Below are 13,861 nucleotides of genomic sequence, written 5' to 3' on the forward strand. Positions count from 1 at the left end.
GGCTCTCAGGGCCGGAAGCCACTGTTTCCCGCGGGGGACGTCCGGCGGTCCGGGCGCACAACCGCCCGGGTGAGCTGCACACGTTCTGCGAACCATGCCTGCCGCCCTGTGAGGCGCATGCCGCGGGGCGCGCACAGGGCACCGCCGTACACGACGAAGGAGCCGCCCGCCCCGAGGGGCGGACGGCTCCTTCACACCGTGCAGCGCACGCCGACCGCGGGCCGGCGCGGAGCGGGATCAGCCGTTGTAGATCTCCTCGATCTCCTTGCTCCACTCCTTGCTCACCACGTGGCGCTTGACCTTGAGGGACGCGGTCATCTCGCCGCTCTCCTCGGTGAAGTCGGAGGGCAGGATCCGGAACTTGCGGATGCTCTCGGCCTTGGACACGGCCTGGTTGGCGTTGTCCACGGCCTCCTGGATCGCGGCGGTGAGGTCCGGGTCCTCGGTCATCTCGGCGATCTCGCCCGTCTTGCCCTTCTGCTCCTTCCACTGCTCGAAGGACTCGGGGTCGATCGTGACGAGGGCGGCGATGAACTTGCGGTTGTCGCCGACGACCATGCACTGGGAGACCAGCGCGCTGGCGCGGATGCGGTCCTCGAGGACGGCCGGGGCGACGTTCTTGCCGCCGGCGGTCACGATGATCTCCTTCTTGCGGCCGGTGACCGAGAGGAAACCGTCGTCGTCCAGGGCGCCGAGGTCACCGGTGTGGTAGTACCCGTCCTCGGTGAAGGCCTCCTTGGTGGCCTTCTCGTTCTCCCAGTAGCCGGTCATGATGTGGTCGCCCTTGAGGAGGATCTCCCCGTCCTCGGCGATCTTGATCGAGGTGCCCGGCAGGGGCTGGCCCACGGTCCCGATCTTGTTGAACTCGGGGCTGTTGACCGAGGTCGGGGCGGTGGTCTCGGTGAGGCCGTACCCCTCGATGATGGTGAAGCCGATGCCGCGGAAGAAGTGGCCCAGGCGCGCACCGAGGGCGGAACCGCCGGAGACCGCGTACTCGGCCTCGCCGCCGAGGCGGTCGGTGATCTTGCCGTAGACCAGCTTGCTGAAGAGCTTGTGCTTCAGACGCAGGGAGAGCGGGACCTGACCGGCGTCGAGCGCCTGGCTGTAGGCGATCGCGGTCTCGGCGGCCGCGTTGAAGATCTTGCCCTTGCCCTCGGCGGTCGCCTTCTGCTCGGCCTTGGTGAAGACCTTCTCGAAGACGCGGGGGACGGCCAGCAGGAAGGTCGGCTTGAAGACCGAGAACTGGTCGATGAGGTCCGGCCCGGTCGAGGGGAAGTGGCCCAGGGTGGCCTTGGCCTCGATCGTCATGACCTGCACGAAGCGGGCGAAGACGTGCGCCAGGGGCAGGAACAGCAGGGTGGAGGGGTCCTCGCGGCCCTTGAGCACCTGCTTGGCCGGGCCGTCCAGCGCGGCGCGGGCGATAAAGAGGAAGTTCCGGTGGGTGAGCTGGCAGCCCTTGGGGCGGCCGGTGGTCCCGGACGTGTAGATGAGGGTGGCCAGGTCGTCGGCCGTGACGGCGGAGCGGCGCTCCTCGAGGGTCTCGTCGGAGACCTCGGAGCCGCTCTCGCGCAGCTCGTCGAACTCGGCGTCGTCAATACGCCAGATCTGCTGCAGTTCGGGGGCCTTGGAGCGGACCGACTCGATGCGCTTGGCGTGCTCGTCGTTCTCGACGAAGACGGCCTTGGCGCCCGAGTTGGAGAGGATCCACTCGATCTGTTCGGGGGAGGAGGTCTCGTAGATCGGTACGGTGACGCCACCGACCGACCAGATCGCGTAGTCGACGACCGTCCACTCGTAGCGGGTGCGGGACAGCAGGGCGACGCGGTCGCCCTTGTCCACACCGGCGTTGATCAGAGCCTTGGCGTGGGCGACGATGTCGCCCTGCATCTCCTCGACGCTGATGTCACGCCACTGGCCGCCGGACTCCTGCTTGCGGGCCGCCGTGGCCTTGGGCTCGGCGGCCGCGCGGGCGTAGAGCGTGTCGGTCAGCCGCGCGTCGTCGGGGATCTCGACGACCGCTGGAGAGCTGTATTCGCGCACGTGGTGCTCCTGGACGTGAACGGATTCTGGATAGTGGGGACGTGACGACCGTAACAATGAATGCTACTCGTGAGTAGAACAGGTAGCCGTTCGGTATCCAACAGTGACCCGGACACCCTGGGGTGACGCGCGGTCGGGACCCTGTCTCCGAGATCGGGTGCCCGTTCGCGGCAGACGCCGGCGCCGCCGTTCGTTCGGCGCGCGGCCGCCCGTCGTGATCCGGGTTACGCCTCGCACGCACGTGAGAATATCGCCTGGTGTGCCCCCTGCGCACATTCGGTGCTTCCCGTTCTGAGCAGGTGTTTTCCGCCTGTTCGCCGGGTTCTCGCCTCCGGTTGCTCCTCGTGTGGAGTACAACGCCCGGCGTCCTCCGGCTCATCCCTGATTCCTCCCGGAGGCCGCCCCCGGGTGCCTGTCCGCGGCGGCGGACCGCGGCTAACGTGAGTCCGAGGACGTGTCACGACAGGAGAGGGACATGACGGACAACGACGACCGCGACACCGGGCAGCGACGCGACCGCGAGGGGGACCGGCCTTCCGAGCCCGACCCCATCGGCAGCGTGCTGGGCCTCGTCGACGACGTCCAGCGCAGGATCTTCTCCGCCGGGGTCAAGCGGAGCGTGGACTCGGTGGTCTCGCGGCCCAAGGAGCAGGAGGACGTGTGGGGCGAGGCGATCCGCCTCGAGGCGCCCCAGCCCAGGCCGGCCTCCGAGGAGGTCTTCGAGATCGTGCGCAAGGCCGCGCCGGAGGTCGCCGGCCACCTGGGCCGCGCCGGACTCAGCCTCGCCGACGCCGTCGGCCGGACGTGGGGTGTGCTCGAGCGCTCCCTCGAGCAGGCCCGCGAGGAGGGCCGTGCCGCCCGCGAGGCGGAGGAGCGGGCGGCCCGCGGTGGCGACGGCACGGCCGGCGGGAAGGGCGACGGCGCCCGGCCCTGAACCGGAGCGACGCCAACAGGGGATGCCGGGGGCGGCTCGGCCTGGTTTAATCGAATGGTTTACACCATTTGCAAGGCCTCTGACGTCAAGATGCCCACTTATGTCAGAGATCAGGCGTAAGTGCGAAGGAGCTGCCCCCATGCTGACCATCGGCGTAGACATCGGCGGAACCAAGGTTGCCGCCGGTGTCGTCGACCCCCAAGGGCAGATCCTCGACCGGGTCAAGCACCCGACCCCCTCCGACGACCCCCGCGCCCTCGCCGACGTCGTGGCCCGCGCCGTCGGCGAACTGCGCGAGCGGCGTGAGGAGGACGAGATCGGCGCCGTCGGTGTGGGCGTGGCCGGGTTCGTCGACGAGGACCGGGCCACCGTCCAGGTCGCGGTCAACATCGGACTGCGTGATCACCCCCTGCGCGACCGGGTGCAGGAACGTGTCGGCCTCCCCGTGGTCATCGAGAACGACGCCAACGCCGCCGCCTGGGCCGAGGCCCGCTTCGGTGCCGGGAGGGACAGCGACCACATCGTGTGCGTGACCCTCGGGACCGGCATCGGCGGCGGCCTGGTCCTGGGCGGCCGGCTCCACCGCGGCCGCTTCGGTGTCGCCGCCGAGATCGGGCACTACCGGATGGTCCCGCACGGCCGCCGTTGCGCCTGCGGAAGCCACGGCTGTTGGGAGCAGTACGCCAGCGGCCGCGCCCTGGTCGCCGAGGGCCGCGACCTCGCCCGCGCCGACCCCGAGGCCGCCGAGCGCATGCTCAAGCTCGCCGACGGGAGCGTGGAGGGCATCGAGGGCCGGGCCATCACCCAGGCGGCCCTGGAGGGCGACCCGGCCGCGCTGGAGTGCTTCGCGAGCGTGGCGGACTGGACCGGGCGCGGCCTGGCCGACCTGGCGGCGATCCTCGACCCGGAGTGCTTCATCGTGGGCGGCGGTGTCTCCGATGCCGGGGACATCCTCATCGACCCCGTCCGGCTCTCCTTCGCCCGCAACGTCTCCGGGGGCCCCGGGCGCAGGCTCGCCGACATCCGTGTGGCCGAGCTCGGCGGGGAGGCCGGCATCGTCGGCGCCGGGGACCTCGCCCGCCGCTGAGCGGCCCCCGAACACGGAAGCGGCCGCCGTCCCCTCGCAGGGGGATCGGCGGCCGCTCCCGTTCGGTCAGGACGGGGGTCAGCCCTCCTCGGAGGCCTTCTTCTGCTCGCGCTCGGCCGCCTTGCGGGCCTTGCGCTCCTCCTTGCGCCGGGCGCGGTCGGCCTTGCGGCGTTCCTTGTCGTCCGCGTGCTGCTCGCGCCGGGCCTCCTTGGCCTCGGCGTCCTGCTCCTTCTTGACCGCCTGGGCGTAGCGGTCGACGTACTCCTGGCCGGAGAGCTCCATGAGCGCGTACATGATCTCGTCGGTGACCGCGCGCAGGACCCGCTGGTCCTCCTCCATCCCGTAGTAGCGGGAGAAGTCGAGGGGCTCGCCGAACTTCATCTGCGGGCGCACACCCAGCTTGGGCACGGTGCGGCCGGGGGGCATGATCTTCTCGAGGTTGATCATCGCCATCGGCACGACCGGGGCGCGCGACTCCAGGGCCAGGCGGGCCACACCGGTGCGGCCGCGGTAGAGCTTGCCGTCGGGGGAGCGGGTGCCCTCGGGGTAGATGCCGAGCAGGTCACCGCGCTTGAGCACGCGCAGACCGGTGCGCAGGGCCGCCTCGCTGGCCTTGCCTCCCGAGCGGTCGATCGGGATCTGCCCCACACCGCTGAAGAAGGCCCGGCTGGCAAAACCCTTGACCCCGGTTCCGGTGAAGTACTCGGACTTGGCCAGGAACGTGATCTTGCGCGGCAGAGGCAACGGACCGAAGAAGTGGTCGGAGAAGGACAGATGGTTGCTGACCATGATGGCCGGGCCTCTGCGGGGCACGTTCTCCACACCCTCGGCCCTAGGCTGCCAGAGCACGGCCAACAACGGCCCCAGGATCGCTTTGACCACCCAGTAGAACAATCGGATCACCCCTGCGTTCGCGGGGAGCTCTGGGCAGGGTCCACCGCTGGCCACTTTCCCGCTCGGTCGACTTGGATCAGGACATCCCCGCCTGGGGTGGCGGGTGACGGTCGGCTGACGTGGGCCATCTTCCCATCGGGCGACGGCATCTGCCAAAGCGCCCCTGATCGGGCGGCCGGGCCGGACCACCACGAGGATACTCGTGCGCCGCACCCGGCCGACCGCCGCCCTGTCGGATCCGCGCCCGCGCACGCGCGCGACGCGCCAGGGCCGGAACCGGACCGGCGGGGACGGGGTACCGGCCCCGGGGCGCGGGAAGGCCGGGTGCAGGGCCGGAACAGGACAGGGGCCATTAGTGTTCTGTCATGGCGTGCGCCTGCCCGAACGGCTAACCTCGCAAGTCGGACACGCCCCACGGCCTGCGCCGCCCGGACGCGCCGAACGATCCCCCGGGAGACACCTCCGTGACATCCACCATCCCGACCGCCTCGGACACCGCGTTGCTCCCAGGGGCGGCACCCCTCAGCCACCGGGGCTCCCGGGTCGGGGCGCTGCTGTGCCACGGCTTCACCGGCTCACCGCACTCGATGCGGCCCTGGGCCGAGTACCTGGCCGAGGCCGGGATCAGCGTCGAGCTGCCCCTGCTGCCCGGTCACGGGACGGTCTGGCAGGACATGAACCGCACGACCAGCGACGACTGGTACGCCGAGGCCGAACGTGCCCTGTTCGACCTGGCCGAGCGCTGCGACGAGGTCCACGTCATGGGGCTGTCGATGGGCGGGGCCCTGAGCCTGCGCCTGGCCCAGGAACACCCCGACCTCGTCACCTCGGTGGTCCTGGTCAACCCCTCGCTGGCGTTGGAGGACTACCGGCTCCCGCTCATCGCGCCCGTCCGACGCCTGGCGGCCCGCCTGCTGCCCTCGACCCCCGGCATCGGCAGCGACGTCTCCCTGGACGACACGGTGGAGGGCGGCTACGACCGGGTCCCGACGGCGGCCGCGGCGACACTCCCGAAGCTGTGGCGCGCGGTTCAGGAGGGGATGTCCGGTTTGCGGGCGCCGGTCCTGGCCTACCGCAGCACCCAGGACCACGTGGTCGGCCCGCGGAGTCTGCGTATCCTCGCAAGGAGAGCGGTCAACACCAGAGTGACGATCCACCTGCTCCGGGACAGTTACCACGTGGCGACCCTCGACCATGACGCGCCCACGATCTTCGCCGGAAGCCTCGCGTTCGTGCGAGAGCAGAAGAGGAGCGGGGAAGGAGCCGACCGATGACACAACGTCGGGAGAACGGCCTGCTCGCCGACGCCTATGTCCCGCTGATCCTGCTCTCCCCGTCGCACGCCGACCACATGCTCGAGGCCCTGCGCCGCAGCGGTATCGCCGCCTACGCGGTGCCGCTCGACGAGGACGTGCTCGAACCGGCCGGCGGCTCCGACGAGGATCCCCCCACCGACCACCTCTACGTCGACGCCGACGAACGCTCGGCGGCCGAACACGTCCTGGGAGCTGAACTCCCCGGTCTGGACGACGACGAGGACCTCTCCGACCTGCTCGCCCCGCGCGGGCTCCCCGAGCAGGACCCCGCCGGCGACCGCGCCCCCGGCAGCGCGGAGAGCACCGTCGGCGGCGACCTGCTGGACGGGCCGCTCGAGGAGGGCCCCGGCAGCCGGGAGGGGACCGGCTCCGACGACGAGGTCTGGAAGGACCTGGTCGCCCGCTTCTACGACACCGCCTCCGAACCCGACCGCGACAGCGCCTCCTGGCCCGACGCCGAGAACATCGGCACCGGCGACCGCGAGGACGACTCGCCCGCCAACCGCATCGGCGACCTGCTCGCCTCCCGTGCCCGCCGCCGCGACGACCGCGCCGACCGGGACGAGGACTCCGCGGAGGACGACGAGGAACGCGCCGCACGCCGCGCGGAGGAGGAGATCGAGGGCCACTACGAGCCGCCGCCCCCGCCGCCCCTGCTGCAGGGGGACAAGGTCGGCATCGCCGCGTGGTTCGGCCTGCTCACGGCGCCCGTCGTGCTCTTCGGCTCGGCGTTCCTGGGCATCTCACTGCCGAACTGGATCATGCTCGCCGCGGTCGTGGCGTTCCTGACCAGCTTCGTGGTGCTGGTCCTGCGCATGACGGACAGCCGCCCGCCCGGCGACAGCGGACCGGACAACGGGGCGGTGGTCTGAGCCTGGGCTTCGACGTCCCCCTCTGGCGCACGTTCGCGCTCTACCGCGCCGCAGCGCTGGTCCACGCCCTGGTCCTCATCGTCCAGCACCACGAGCACCTGATCCGCCCCTGGCTCGCCTGGGGCGTGCTCGCGGTGATGGCGCTGTGGACCGTCGTGAGCGCCCGCGCCTACTCCCACCCGCACCTGCGCGACGCACGGATGCTCACCGCCGACCTGGCGGTGGCGTTCGCGTGCCTGTTCGCGACCGGACTGGCCGCCGGCCCCCACTACCTGACCCAGGCCGCGCCGCTGAGCGCGTACTGGTTCGCCGGGGCCGTGCTCGCGGTCGGGGCGATCGGGGGCGTGCGCGCGGCGGTCCTCGTCGCGATCCTTTACGGCGCCGGGGACCTGGCGCTGCGTGAGTTCATGGGCGCGACCGTCACCGGGGCCACACTCCGCGGCGTCGTCCTGCTCCTGCTCGCCGGGACCGCCGTGGGGTACATGGCCCGCGTCGCCCATCGGGCCGAGGAACGCTTCGCCCGCGCCGTGGAGTTGGAGGCACGCACGCGCGAGCGCGAGCAGATCGCCCGTTCGGTGCACGACTCCGTGCTCCAGGTGCTCTCCCTCGTGCACCGGAGGGGCGAGGAGGCCGGGGGAGAGGCGGCCGAGCTCGGGCGCATGGCCGGGGAGCAGGAGGTGCGCCTGCGGTCGCTGATCAGCGGCACCGAGGCCCCGGTCCAGGACACGCCCGGGACCGCGGACCTGCGTGACCTTCTGCGCTCGGAGGAGAGCCCCCTGGTGTCGGTCTCCGGGCCCGCCGAACCGGTCGACCTGCCCGACCACTCCGCCCGCGAGCTCGCGGCCGCCGTGCACGCAGCTCTGGAGAACGTGGCCCGCCACTGCCCCGAGAGCACCCGCGCGTGGGTCCTGGTCGAGGACGAGGGGACCGGGGTGACCGTCAGCGTGCGCGACGAGGGGCCCGGTATCCCCGAGGGCCGGCTGGAGGAGGCGCGGAACGAGGGCCGGCTGGGGATGGCCCAGTCGGTGCTCGGCCGAGTGCGGGACCTCGGCGGCAGCGTCGACGTCGTGACCGGGCCCGAGGAAGGCACCGAGGTCGAGATCCACCTGCCGCGTCCCTGAGGTGCCCGGACGCGCACGCGCCGCCGGGCCCGCGGGTCACAGAGCGGGGCCGTCCCCGGGCTCCTCCTGGGCGGAGAACCGCTGCTCCAGCCACGGGTCGGCCCGGTTGTGGTACCCGCGCTCCTCCCAGAAACCGCGGCGGTCCGCGGTCATGTACTCCACCATCCGCAGCCACTTGACGCTCTTCCACCCGTACAGGTGCGGCACCACCAACCGCAGCGGATGGCCGTGCTCGGGCGTCAGCGGGAGGCCGTCCCGGTGCGTGGCCAGTACGACCGACGGGTCCAGGAAGTCGGACATGCGCAGGTTCGCGCTGTAGCCGTACTCGCCCCACACCATCACGTGCGTGGCCTCGGGGGAGGGCGGTGCCAGCGCGACCAGGTCGAGCGCGCTCACCCCCGACCACCGCACCCGGGGGACGCTGAAGCGCATCACGCAGTGGAAATCGCTGACAGACTCGGTGCGCGGCAGCTCTTGGAACTCCTCGTGGGTCCAGCGGTAGGACCCCAGGTCCTCGGTCGCGCCCACCACCCGTAGGTCCCAGCGCTCGGGCCGGAACGCCGGGACCGGGCCGTAGTGCAGGGCCTTGTGCTCGTACCGGGCCGCTTGTCCGGGCGGGAGTCGGGGCACTGCCTCCCCGCCCCGCCTGTCGGGCTCCGTTCCAGCGGGCAATCGGTCCCCCGTTTCGTGTGTCGGCACCGGATCCCTGCCATCCTCCCAGGGGGTGACGAGAGCCAGATCACTCCCCCCGCCCTTGTGCGGGGGAGCGGACGGTGCGTTATAGTCACTCGCATGCAGCGAAACTTTTGGCGCTTTTATGGCTACCGGCCCGTATCCCGGACGGTCGCCTGTAAAGCGCTGCGCTGACACAGACGACTTCACCAGGAGCCCCGGGCCGGACAGGCCCGGGGCTCTCTGCGTTCCGGGCGACGGTCCCCCGGCGGCTCGACCGCACACCGACACACACAGGGACAACCCACATGGTCATCGTCATGGCACCGGACGCCACCCCCGACAACATCGACGCGCTCGTCGAACTGGTCTCCTCCGCCGGAGGTGAGGCCTACGTGACGCGCGGCGTCAGCCGCACCATCATCGGTCTCGTCGGGGAGGTCGACCGGTTCCAGGACCTGGGCCTGGCCGCCAAGCCCGGGGTCGCCGAGGTGCTGCGCATCTCCGCCCCCTACAAGCTCGTGAGCCGCGAGAACCACGACCGCCGTTCCGTGGTCAGCGTGCGCGGCGTGCCGATCGGCGGCGACCACATGACCGTCATCGCCGGCCCCTGCGCCGTGGAGACGCCCGAACAGACCCTGGAGGCCGCGCGCATGGCCCAGGCCGCGGGGGCGTCCCTGCTCCGCGGCGGTGCCTACAAGCCCCGCACCTCCCCCTACGCCTTCCAGGGCCTGGGCGAGGAGGGCCTGAAGATCCTCTCCGACGTGCGCGACGAGACCGGGCTGCCCATCGTCACCGAGGTCGTTGACGCCAACGACGTCGACCTGGTCGCCTCCCACGCCGACATGCTCCAGATCGGCACCCGCAACATGCAGAACTTCGCCCTGCTGCAGGCCGCGGGCGACGCCGGCAAGCCGGTCCTGCTCAAGCGCGGCATGAACGCCACCATCGAGGAGTGGTTGATGGCCGCCGAGTACGTCGCCCAGCGCGGCAACCTCGACATCGTGCTGTGCGAGCGCGGGATCCGCACCTTCGAGAAGGCCACCCGCAACACGCTCGACATCAGCGCCGTCCCGGTCGCGCAGAACCTCTCGCACCTGCCGGTCATCGTCGACCCCTCGCACTCGGGCGGAAAGCGCGAACTGGTCCTGCCGCTCTCGCGCGCGGCCGTGGCCATCGGCGCCGACGGTGTCATCGTGGACGTTCACCCGCACCCGGAGACCGCGCTGTGCGACGGCCCCCAGGCCCTGCTCGAGGGCGACCTGGCCGAGCTGCGCGACCTCGCGGGCACGCTCGCCGCGCTCGGCGGCCGCACCCTGACCCCCGCGCCCGGGCAGGAGCTCGCCGGGCTGTGATGCCCGGGTAGGGCCACGGGCACAGAACGGGCCCCGGTGCCAGGTACGGATGCACTCCGTTCCCGGCACCGGGGCCCGTCGTGTGCGGGGCACACGGTCGGCTCAGGCGCGCACGGTGGCCGCAGCAGGGCTCTGATCCACCCGCGAGGGCGCCTCGTCGCCGAGGAAGCTCGGCTTGTGGCGCTGGGCGTTGGCGACCAGGTGCTCGGCCAGCTCCTCGGCGTCCAGGCGGCGCTCGATCTGGCGCAGGTCCGGGATCTTGGCCGCCGTCTCCACCTGACGCGGGGTCAGCATGGTGCAGCAGTCCTCGTCCGGAAGCTCGGAGATGGCCAGCGTGCGGATCTTGCGGGCCTCGCTCATGATCTCGGTCTTGTCCATCCCGATGAGCGGGCGCAGGATCGGCAGATCGACCGCGTCGTCCAGGGCGGTGATGTTGGTCATCGTCTGGCTGGAGACCTGGCCGAGGGCGTCACCCGTGATCAGGCACTCGGCCTTGAGGTCGTCGGCCAGCGCCTCGGCGGTCTTGAGCATCAGGCGCCGCTGGGCCACGATCTGCAGGCGCTCGTTGCCGGAGCTCTTCAGCTGCTGCTGCGCCTTGCCGAAGGGCACCACGAACAGGCGCGAGCCCACCTGGAAGCGGTCGAGCTGGCGCACGAGGCTGTAGGCCTTGTAGATCGACTCGGGGCCGGTGAAGGGCATGCCGGAGAAGTGCAGGAAGTCGACCTTGAGCCCGCGGCGGATCATCCGGTGCGCAGCCACGGGGGAGTCGATGCCGCCCGACATCAGCACCAGGCCGCGGCCGCTCATCCCCGCGGGCAGACCGCCCTGTCCGGGGATGCCCTCGGTGAACACGAACGCCTCGTCCTTGTCCACCTCCACGTGCAGGGTGTTGTCGGGGTTCTTGAGGTTCACGGCGTACCCGTGCTCCTCGATGATCCTCGAACCCAGGTACCCGGCCAGCTCCGAGGAGGTCATCTCGAAACGCTTGTCGCGGCGGCGGGCGCGCACCGCGAAGGTGCCCTCGCGGTCGGCCATGGAACGCACACCGATGTCGGTGATGGCGTCGAGGTCCTTGCGCACGCGGCGCACCAGGTGCACCCACACCACACCCATGACGTCGGACATGCGGTCGGCGATCTCGGCGACCTCGAGGTCGGAGGCGCCGGGCTTGCGCACGATGATCACACCCGCGCCGCGCTGGGACAGGCGGATGTCGCCCAGGTCGCGCACGGAGTTGCGGATGTTGTTGTGCAGACGGCGCTCGAAGAGCTTGCGGTTGGAGCCCTTGAGGACGATCTCGCCGAGCTTCATGAGCACGCAGAGCTCGCCGAGCCCGGCGTCGGCTCCGACCTCGGTTGCGGGGAGCGGCGCGGACTCCAGCGACGCTGACATGGTGCTACCTCCGGATGAGACGATGCCTTCGTGACCCGGTTCGGGGAGAAGAGGGTGTGGTGGCGGGACCGGGCCCTTCGCCGCCGCCTTCCAGTATCGAACAATCCCCGGAGCGCTCGGTACATTCCCGGACGGGCCGCCGATCGCCTGTGAGAGCCGACATGGCACACGTCGGCCCCTCCGCGTGAAGGGGAGGGGCCGACGGCCGGGGAGGGGCGTTCTCCGCAGGGAGGACTGAGGGCCGGGCTCAGCCGAAGAAGACCTCGGCCTCCTCGTAACGCTCGGAGGGCACCGTCTTGAGGGTGTCGGTGGCCTCGGACAGGTCGACGCGCACGATGTCGGTGCCCTGCAGCGCCACCATCCGGCCGAAGGACCGCTCGTGCACGGCCTCGATGGCGTTGACGCCCAGGCGCGTGGCGAGCACGCGGTCGAAGGCGCTGGGGGTGCCGCCGCGCTGCACGTGGCCCAGGACGACCGAACGGGCCTCCTTGCCGGTGCGCTGCTCGATCTCGTCGGCGAGCTGCTGGCCGATGCCGCCCAGACGGACGTGGCCGAAGGAGTCCTTCTCGCCGGTCGCCAGCTCCATCTGCCCCTCCTGGGGGTGCGCACCCTCGGCGACGACGATGATCGGCGCGTACTGGGTCTCGAAGCGGCTCTCGACGTGCTTGACGACCTCGTCGATGTCGAAGGGGCGCTCCGGGATGAGGATGACGTTGGCTCCAGCGGCCATCCCCGAGTGCAGGGCGATCCAGCCCGCGTGACGGCCCATGACCTCGACGACGAGCGCGCGGTGGTGCGACTCGGCGGTCGTGTGCAGGCGGTCGATCGCCTCGGTGGCGATGTTGACCGCGGTGTCGAAACCGAACGTGTAGTCGGTGGCGTTGAGGTCGTTGTCGATGGTCTTGGGGACCCCGATGACGTTGACGCCCTGGTCGTGGAGCTGGCGCGCCACCCCGAGGGTGTCCTCGCCGCCGATCGCCACGAGCGCGTCCACGCCCAGACCGGCCATGTTGTCCTTGACGCGTTCGACCCCGCCCTCGATCTTCATGAGGTTGGTGCGGGAGGAACCCAGGATCGTGCCCCCGCGCGGGAGGATGCCGCGCACGGCCGACACGTCCAGGGGCTTGGTCGCGCCCTCCAGGGGGCCGCGCCAGCCGTCCCGGAAGCCGATGAACTCGTAGCCGTAGTCCTTGATCCCCTTGCGGACCACGGCCCGGATGACCGCGTTCAGACCAGGGCAGTCCCCGCCACCGGTCAGCACCCCGACTCGCATGCGACTTCTCCTCGACGTTGTGGGTTTTCACGGCGCAGGACGCCATATGGTCTAGACCATAGTGCGCGCGGGGAGCACAGGCCAACCCGTGCGGGAACGGGGATCCGGGCCGCTCGCCCGCGCGCCGTTCCCCGCCGGACGGGCTCAGTCCTCGTCGCCGTCGATGCCCTGGTCGATCGCGTAACGCACCAGCTGCGCCCGGTTGTGCAGGTGCAGTTTGGTCAGGGTGTTCTGGACATGGTTCTGGACCGTCCGGTGCGAGATGGACAGCCGTGACGCGATCTGCTTGTAGGCCAGCCCCTTGGCGACCAGGCGCAGCACCTCGGTCTCCCGCGGGGTCAGGCTCGGGGCCTGCCCGGAGCTGCTCTCCCCGGCCCCCTCGGTACGGGCGGACAACCGTCGGTACTCGCCCAGCACCAGCCCGGCCAGACCGGGGGTGTAGACCGCTTCGCCCGCGTCGACCCTGCGCACCGCGTCCAGGAGCTGCTCCCGGTCGGCCGACTTGACCAGGTATCCGGTCGCGCCGGCCTTGACCGCGGCGAGCACGTCCTCGCCCTCCCCGCTGGCCGAGAGCACCAGCACGTGCGGGGGATCGGGGAGCTCGGCCAGGCCCGCGATGAGCTCGACACCGCTCATGTCCGGCAGGTGCAGGTCGACCACGGCCAGCGTCGGACGGGCGGCCGGGGCGATGCGCAGCGCCTTGGCGCCGTCCCCGGCGGTTCCCACCACGGTCGTGCCGGCCTCCTCGAGGTCGCGCGCGACCGCACCGCACCACATCGGGTGGTCGTCGACGACCAGGACCCTGATCCGCTCGAGCGCACTGTCCATGGCCGGAACCCTAAGGCATGGCCGCCGGGCCTCGGCCCGCACACCGAACGCCCGCACGCCGACGGCCGGGCCCCGCG

12 protein-coding genes are annotated in these 13,861 nt (G+C 71.2%); 6 read left to right on the top strand and 6 right to left on the bottom strand.

Annotated elements, in window-relative coordinates; all coding sequences use genetic code 11:
• Nucleotides 1–237 precede the first annotated feature (237 nt).
• Nucleotides 238–2,040, bottom strand: coding sequence for an AMP-dependent synthetase/ligase (locus IDM40_RS10260; protein WP_193121711.1), 1,803 nt, complete (start codon nucleotides 2,038–2,040; stop codon nucleotides 238–240).
• Between the two features lie 475 nt (nucleotides 2,041–2,515).
• Here IDM40_RS10260 and IDM40_RS10265 point away from each other — a divergent pair, with 475 nt between their 5' ends.
• A complete protein-coding gene (locus IDM40_RS10265; RefSeq protein ID WP_193121712.1) occupies nucleotides 2,516–2,974 on the top strand; it encodes a hypothetical protein in 459 nt (152 codons plus the stop codon).
• Between the two features lie 139 nt (nucleotides 2,975–3,113).
• A complete protein-coding gene (locus IDM40_RS10270; protein ID WP_193121713.1) occupies nucleotides 3,114–4,061 on the top strand; it encodes an ROK family glucokinase in 948 nt (315 codons plus the stop codon).
• Between the two features lie 78 nt (nucleotides 4,062–4,139).
• Here the strand turns inward: IDM40_RS10270 and IDM40_RS10275 are convergent, their stop codons facing one another.
• Nucleotides 4,140–4,955 carry a lysophospholipid acyltransferase family protein gene (locus IDM40_RS10275; protein WP_193121768.1) on the bottom strand — a complete coding sequence of 272 codons (816 nt, stop codon included), beginning with the start codon at nucleotides 4,953–4,955 and terminating at the stop codon, nucleotides 4,140–4,142.
• A 464-nt stretch (nucleotides 4,956–5,419) separates the two neighbouring features.
• Between IDM40_RS10275 and IDM40_RS10280 the strand changes: the two genes are divergently transcribed.
• From IDM40_RS10280 to macS, 3 genes are read left to right on the top strand one after another with little or no spacing between them, the layout of a single operon-like run.
• A complete protein-coding gene (locus tag IDM40_RS10280) occupies nucleotides 5,420–6,229 on the top strand; it encodes an alpha/beta hydrolase (RefSeq protein ID WP_193121714.1) in 810 nt (269 codons plus the stop codon).
• On the top strand, nucleotides 6,226–7,143 hold the full coding sequence (locus IDM40_RS10285; protein ID WP_193121715.1) for a hypothetical protein: 918 nt from the start codon (nucleotides 6,226–6,228) through the stop codon (nucleotides 7,141–7,143). Before IDM40_RS10280 ends, IDM40_RS10285 begins: the two co-directional genes overlap by 4 nt.
• 2 nt (nucleotides 7,144–7,145) lie before the next feature.
• The gene (gene macS / locus IDM40_RS10290; protein ID WP_268959325.1) at nucleotides 7,146–8,264 is read left to right on the top strand and encodes a MacS family sensor histidine kinase; all 1,119 of its coding nucleotides are present in this window, start codon (nucleotides 7,146–7,148) and stop codon (nucleotides 8,262–8,264) included.
• Nucleotides 8,265–8,300: 36 nt separating this feature from the next.
• On the opposite strand, the gene IDM40_RS10295 is transcribed toward macS, so the two are convergent.
• The gene (locus IDM40_RS10295) at nucleotides 8,301–8,894 is read right to left on the bottom strand and encodes a molybdopterin-dependent oxidoreductase (RefSeq protein WP_328806986.1); all 594 of its coding nucleotides are present in this window, start codon (nucleotides 8,892–8,894) and stop codon (nucleotides 8,301–8,303) included.
• A gap of 350 nt (nucleotides 8,895–9,244) precedes the next feature.
• Here IDM40_RS10295 and aroF point away from each other — a divergent pair, with 350 nt between their 5' ends.
• Nucleotides 9,245–10,291 carry a 3-deoxy-7-phosphoheptulonate synthase gene (aroF, locus tag IDM40_RS10300; RefSeq protein ID WP_193121718.1) on the top strand — a complete coding sequence of 349 codons (1,047 nt, stop codon included), beginning with the start codon at nucleotides 9,245–9,247 and terminating at the stop codon, nucleotides 10,289–10,291.
• Nucleotides 10,292–10,393: 102 nt separating this feature from the next.
• On the opposite strand, the gene thiI is transcribed toward aroF, so the two are convergent.
• The 3 genes from thiI to IDM40_RS10315 all read right to left on the bottom strand — a co-directional run bounded on the left by thiI (nucleotide 10,394) and on the right by IDM40_RS10315 (nucleotide 13,784).
• Entirely contained in the window at nucleotides 10,394–11,683 is a 1,290-nt protein-coding gene (gene thiI, locus IDM40_RS10305) for a tRNA uracil 4-sulfurtransferase ThiI (RefSeq protein ID WP_193121719.1), read from the bottom strand.
• A 247-nt stretch (nucleotides 11,684–11,930) separates the two neighbouring features.
• Nucleotides 11,931–12,956, bottom strand: coding sequence for a 6-phosphofructokinase (locus tag IDM40_RS10310; RefSeq protein WP_193121720.1), 1,026 nt, complete (start codon nucleotides 12,954–12,956; stop codon nucleotides 11,931–11,933).
• A 144-nt stretch (nucleotides 12,957–13,100) separates the two neighbouring features.
• On the bottom strand, nucleotides 13,101–13,784 hold the full coding sequence (locus IDM40_RS10315; RefSeq protein WP_193121721.1) for a response regulator: 684 nt from the start codon (nucleotides 13,782–13,784) through the stop codon (nucleotides 13,101–13,103).
• Nucleotides 13,785–13,861: the final 77 nt, after the last annotated feature.

Origin of the sequence: Nocardiopsis coralli (genome assembly GCF_014892575.1) — a bacterium.
Classification (GTDB): Bacteria; Actinomycetota; Actinomycetes; order Streptosporangiales; family Streptosporangiaceae; genus Nocardiopsis; species Nocardiopsis coralli.